Source organism: Mycobacterium sp. (assembly GCF_025965855.1).
Taxonomy (GTDB): domain Bacteria; phylum Actinomycetota; class Actinomycetes; order Mycobacteriales; family Mycobacteriaceae; genus Mycobacterium.
The window spans coordinates 1-4,919 of the sequence record NZ_JAOPWB010000046.1 but is presented as its reverse complement, the minus strand read 5'-3'; the positions used below and the strand labels follow the sequence as shown (position 1 = coordinate 4,919).

Below are 4,919 nucleotides of genomic sequence, written 5' to 3'. Positions count from 1 at the left end.
CCGTGGTCGAGGACCAGGGAGTGTCCGCGGCCTTCGATCTCGACGTATTCGGTGGTTTCGGGGTTCTTGAGTTGCTTCTTGTAGCTGCCGTGGGTGAATGCCCGGGGGACGGTGGTGTCGTTGGTGCCCGAGATGATCAGCAGTGGCCCCCGGTTGGGGTTCTTGACGTCCACGCTGGTGTCCCCACCCAGCATGAAGTTGGCGAAACCCGCCTCAAATAGGGGTTCTCCGGACGCCGGGACGTGGTAGGTGTCGTAGAGCCTGCGGGCCTCGGCCTCGTCGAGGTTGTTGGCCCAGCCGTACTGGAACTGCTCGAAGGTCAAAGCGATGGCCTTGTGACGGTTGGCCGGATTGCGCAACACCGGCGACCCGGACTTGAGCGCGCTCAACGGCAACGGTAAAACGCCCTTGATCGGCGCGTTGTCGATGGCCACGGTGGCCGCGGCGGCGCCCTCGTCGGCGATCTTCTGCACGATCAGCCCGCCGAAGGAATGCCCGATCACCGCCGGTTTGGTGGTGAGCTCGGAGATCACCGCCAGGTAGTGGTCGGTGACGTCCTGCACCGACTTGCCGGCGAACACGTTGGGGTTGGCGTAGGCCTGCTCGCGGGTGCGCGGGTCGTCGGGCCATCCCGGCGCCAGGGTGATGTAGCCGTTGTCTTCGAACAGCTTTCGCCACCCATCCCAGCTGCTGGGCAACAGCCACAGCCCGTGCACAAACACCACCGGCGACAGCCCGGAGTTGTTGGCACGTTCCACCTCCGCCCGCTCCCAATCGGTCACACCATTGGTCTGCTTCTCATGCTTCGCTGTAGTCATAACCTCGCCTTTCGCTCGTGATAGGTAGAGACTGACGCTAGGGCGCCGGTGGGCCAGAGGTCTTGATCCGTTCTGCACTCAAACCGAGCATTTTGTGCACGAAAAAGGACCACCGAAATGCCGATTACATTCGACCTCGATGACATCGAGATCTCGCTGCGCGAGCCCGCCCTACACGACCTCTTGGGTCAGATACCGGTGCCGATCGACGTGTCCACCGGTGCGGTCGACCTGCTGCACGTGTCGACCGTCTCCGACTTCTTTGGACGACTGTTCCTCGTGTCGTGCAACGGCCGCGGCGCCCTCGTACACCGAGGTGAGCGGCGCGTGGCGCAAGATCACGCGCGCACCATGATCCTCAGCGTCGTCACCTCGGGGCACTCAACGTTTCACCAAGACAATGTGGTCTCCGACGCCGGGCGCGGCGACGTCGTGGCCTACTGCTCGACCAAGCCCTACAGCGCGACGTTCGACAACGTCGCCAAACACACCTTCATGATCGACTACGGCGCCCTCGATCTGCCCGACGGCGTCGTTGAATCACACGTGGGCCACCGCATCAACAGGGGTCACGTCCTGGGTGGCATCGTCGCCCGCTACCTCGTCGACCTCGGCTCCCACGCCATCTACCTACCCGACGCCGACAGGCAAGCCCTCGAGCAGCCGACCCTCGATCTGCTGCGCGCCCTGTTCACCACCACCGCCGGCGACGAGACCCGAGCCCGCGCACCACTGCACGCCACCCTTGGCGTGCGAATGATCGAATACCTCAAGATGCATCTCCGCGATCCCGACCTCAACATCAGTCGCGTCGCCCGCGAACACGGCATCTCCGAGCGCTACGCCTACCTGATCCTGTCCCGCTCAGGCATCACCCTCGCCGACTGGCTGCGCACCCAGCGCCTCGCCGGGGCCGCCCGCGACCTCGCCAACACCACCCATCCCCACGACACCATCGCCGCCATCGCCTACAGCTGGGGCTTCCCCGACCAAGCCAACTTCACCCGCGCCTTCCGCAAGGTCTACGGCATCAGCCCACGCGAATACCGCCGAACACAATGACCCATGCTGCTGTAAGCGCGCCTATCTCAATACCGCGGCGAATTCGGCATCGCGTTCGCCACGACCGCCGTGAAGCCGCGGCCGCCCGATGTCTGATCCGCGCAAACGAATATGCAACTTCGAATATTGCCTCTCAGCCAGTCACTCGAGAGGGCTGGCGACAGCGGGCCGCAGGCTCCTTTGTGATTGTGTTGCCAACGGAGGCGAGCGTCGATTGCGCGGATGATGCTTCGTCGAGCGCGAAATACGGGCGAGCGTACAACTTTCATGGGTAATAGAGACTATCCACGGTCGGTGATGCCAGATGCACTGTGCTGCTTGGTATTCACGTCCCACCGACGCTGGACTATGCGTGAGCTTGCGGCTTTGATAGCGCCGTAACGTGACGGAACCTTCCGAACGGGTTTAGCCCGCGTCCCCCAGCGATTGGATATGCCGCCAAGCGGTTGGTAAGGGCGTTCCGAAGGAATGACTCTAAATTTGGGACCCTACACGCCGCCCCGCCGCTCATCATCATCGTCGACTGTCCTGCTCAATGTTCGTGCGAAGGCGGTCAAGGATCTCGGCCACCATGGCTTCAGCGCCCGGGCGCGATCACGATGGACTTCGAGTCGAGGTAGCTGTCGAGGCCTTCGGGTCCCAGTTCGCGGCCGTAGCCGCTGGCCTTGACGCCGCCGAACGGCGCGAACGGGTCCATGGTGTAGCCCTGGTTGACCCCAAAGGTGCCGGTGCGGATTCGCGCGGCCATCGTCAGGGCCCGGTCGGTGTCAGCGGTCCACACCGACCCGGCCAAGCCGTAGTCGGAGTCGTTGGCGATGGCCACGGCGTCGTCTTCGTCGCGGTAGGGGATGACGGTGATCACTGGTCCGAAGATCTCTTCTCGCGCAATGCGCATGGTGTTGTCGGCGGCGCCGAACAGCGTCGGTTCGACGTACCAGCCGCGTTCGAGTCCGCCGGGCATTTCGGTGCCGCCAATGACCAATTGCGCACCTTCGTGCTGCCCGATCTGGTTGTAATCGCGAACGCGCTGTTGTTGGCGCTGGGAGACCAGCGGGCCGATTTGGGTGTGGGGATCGCTGGGGTCGCCGACCCGAAGTGCGGTCATTTCGGAAGCGAGCGCGTCGACGTACTCGTCGTGGCGTCGCTCGGGCACCAGAACGCGGGTCAACGCGTTGCAGATCTGCCCGCTGTTGGACAAGCTGGCCGACCGCACGCCGGCGGCGACGGCTTCAGGTGTGGCGTCATCGAGGATGATGGCGGCGGATTTGCCGCCGAGTTCGAGACTGACTTTGGTGAGGTTGGGCGCGCATGCCGCGGCGACGGCCCGCCCGGCCGCGGTCGAGCCGGTGAAAGATACCTTGTCCACGCCGGGGTGGCTTACCAGTAGTTCACCGACGCTGCCGTCGCCCGGTTGCACGCTGACCACGCCCCGGGGAAGGTCGATCTGGTCGATCATTTCGGCCAAAAGCAATGCGTCCAGCGGGGATTCGGCGGCGGGCTTGAGCACTACTGTGCAGCCGGCGAGCAGCGCGGGCACCAGTTTGGTGACGATGAGGAACTGCGGCATGTTCCACGGCACGATCGCGGCGACGACGCCAACGGGTTCCTTGCGGACGTGGACATCCGTCCCGAAGAAACCGGGCCGGTTCTCCTGCCACTGTTGCCGCTGTGCGAGGTCGCAAAATGCGCGCATCATCATCGCGGGCAGGCCGACCTGTGCGCGCTGGGCGAAGGTGATCGGAGCGCCGATCTCAGCTCTGATGGTTTCGGCCATCTCTGTGCGGCGTTGGTCGTAGACGTCGGACACTGCGTGAGACAACCTGCGACGGCGCAAGTCAGGGCACTGCGATTGGACAGGAAGTTTTGAGAATCCACAACAGACGTTGTGTCGACAAGAAATAGTCGACTTCTTCGACTTCTTCGACTTCTTCGACGCGAACCGCGACGAGTTCGGGGTCGAGCCCATCTGCACCGTCCTGCGATCAGCAGGAGTGTCGATGGTCCCGAGCACGTACTACGGACACCAAGGCGCTACACGCTCGGCGCGGGCCTGCCGTGACGCTGAGCGCGGGCCCGCCCTGGTGGCGCTCTGGGAAGACAATTACCGGGTCTATGGGGTAGCGCAAGCTCTGGAAAGCCGCCCGTCGCGCCGGCCACGACGTGGGACGCGACCAGACCGAGCTGATTGACCGCCAGAAATCCTGGACCGGCCGCGCCGAGGTCGAACGTGAGACCGCCAGCTGGGTGCATTGGTACAACACCACCCGCCTGCAATCATCGCTCGGGTATCTCTCACCCGTCGATTACGAGAACCGCTACCGTCACCTCCACGCCGGAGGTGGCTTAACCGAGGTCTCCATCCAGACCAGGACGGTTCATTCATCGGCATCCGCACCTGATAAGAGAGGCCGTAATCTCGCCTGCCATCGGCTCTTGCGCAACCTATATTGACAGGCTGTTGCGCCACGGCAACTGGAGGCTCTATACCGCCCGTGGCGGATTAGGCGACGGGAGCAGCCTGGTGAACTCCACAGGGAGCTGCGACATGAAGTCGTTGAACTCCTTCCGGTCAACCGCCTCCCGCAAGGTCAGCAGCACCGCCTCCACACCGGTCATAGTCTCGGTCTTGGTCAGTCCAGTGCGGCTGCTGACGCGCAGAATCAGGTCATCCAGGTCGAATCGCTCCGGACCTTTGCTGTTCCATCGCACTGAGTCGGCAAGCTCCTCGGGGAGCTGTCGGATCAGGTGCCGTACCTCTCCGGCGCTGACTCGCATCGCCAAGACCTAGAGTACCGCAAGGGTCAGTTCGGCTGCCTCCCCCTTCGACAGCATGGCGCGCTCGGCGACGTCGCGATAAAACTCGTGTGCTTTCATCGGATCATCTCCAACTGTCTGTTCCACAGAACGGCGGCTTTCTCGGACAATGCCCGCTTCTGCGTTGCGGCGCACCAACCTGTGGTTAGTAAGAGTCGATGGACCACCTGTTCTGGCAGATCGAGACCGCTGCAAAGGCCCTCAGGTCTAGCGAAGCCGACAGTT

The 4,919-nt window shown here is 63.4% G+C and carries 4 protein-coding genes and 1 pseudogene; 2 read left to right on the top strand and 3 right to left on the bottom strand.

What is annotated here, in order from left to right; genetic code table 11:
- The coding region (locus JWP83_RS03465) for an alpha/beta hydrolase (RefSeq protein WP_297725806.1) at positions 1-818 on the bottom strand (818 nt) is incomplete at its 3' end.
- 117 nt (positions 819-935) lie between these two features.
- Here JWP83_RS03465 and JWP83_RS03460 point away from each other — a divergent pair.
- Positions 936-1,880 (top strand): helix-turn-helix domain-containing protein, encoded by a 945-nt coding sequence (locus JWP83_RS03460; protein WP_297725803.1) that lies wholly within the window; start codon positions 936-938, stop codon positions 1,878-1,880.
- 577 nt (positions 1,881-2,457) lie between these two features.
- On the opposite strand, the gene JWP83_RS03455 is transcribed toward JWP83_RS03460, so the two are convergent.
- Entirely contained in the window at positions 2,458-3,846 is a 1,389-nt protein-coding gene (locus JWP83_RS03455) for an aldehyde dehydrogenase (RefSeq protein WP_297725801.1), read from the bottom strand.
- A 206-nt stretch (positions 3,847-4,052) separates the two neighbouring features.
- Between JWP83_RS03455 and JWP83_RS03450 the strand changes: the two are divergent.
- Positions 4,053-4,227: pseudogene (locus JWP83_RS03450) on the top strand (IS3 family transposase); the annotation flags it as partial.
- Positions 4,228-4,361: 134 nt separating this feature from the next.
- Here JWP83_RS03450 and JWP83_RS03445 read toward each other — a convergent pair.
- Positions 4,362-4,655, bottom strand: a complete 294-nt coding sequence (locus JWP83_RS03445; protein ID WP_297725799.1) for a DUF2267 domain-containing protein — start codon at positions 4,653-4,655, stop codon at positions 4,362-4,364.
- Between the last annotated feature and the right edge of the window lie 264 nt (positions 4,656-4,919).